Annotated in this window: 1 protein-coding gene; it reads right to left on the bottom strand. The window is 40.3% G+C overall.

Annotated features, from left to right (window positions below; translation table 11 throughout):
- Positions 1-61 precede the first annotated feature (61 nt).
- A partial coding sequence (locus ACS8FD_RS17660; protein WP_439276810.1) for a DNA replication/repair protein RecF occupies positions 62-937 on the bottom strand: 876 nt, incomplete at its 5' end.

The following is a 937-nucleotide window of genomic DNA, read 5'->3' as shown; positions in this document are numbered from 1 at the left end:
AATAGAAAAATAATAAGGAGGTAATGAAGAAGTAAAAACAGTGATCTAATAACAGAATTTGCTAAGTCAAATAGATCTGACCATGTTTCACATGAAACGTTCTAGGATTTGACCATAATTCTTTAACTAGGGGTACAACATCATCAGTCAGACTGGTCATAAATACTTGACAAGGTAGACGCGCTAAAGTTGTTAGTAATATTTTTATCGCCCTACTGTCCAATTCTGCCGTAATATCATCTAAAAGTACGACAGGAGTCATTCTTGTTTGGATATCACTATTAGATAATTTTGTGACTACCTCATTATTAAGTAGCAAAGGCAATTGAGACAAACGCAATGCAGTAATCAAGAGCTTCTTTTCACCGCGAGATAAGACATTGGCTGCCTGTTCTTTCAAAATCGGCAATTTGTGGTTTAACTCATCTCTTAAGGCGACATCTACTTCTTTATCAGAACTTTTGGCTCCTGTAGAGTCACTAGAGCGCCAATGTACATGAATATCAGCACGATGATTGCCGATACGAGTGTACCCTAATTGCAAATCCTGCTCTAGGCGCTCATTAAGCTGCACGTCAAGTCCCACACTTGTATCGTAGCCTGCATTGTAGCTTAAGCTTAGTTGATCCGCATAGGCAGGCAGTAATTGTGCAATGCTTTTTGCAAAATAAGGCTGCCATTCGGTAAATACTTGCTCACGATAATGGTGAATAAGCGCAGCGTGGTTACCAAGCCCTTTGTCCCAGGATCTTAGCTCTGCAAGCTGAACATGTGATAAATGATTCGTCTTTTTTAACAAACTATTGCGCTGTTTTAATAGACGCTGATACGCTACCCACTGGGAGTGAAAGCCTTGTTTCATGTGAAACACCAACCAGTCTAATAACTGTCGACGACTGGCACTACCCTGCTCTAACATATCCATTGTGGAAGGGTC

Source organism: Psychrobacter sp. 1U2, assembly GCF_051847575.1.
This window is presented reverse-complemented; position numbering and strand designations above follow the sequence as displayed.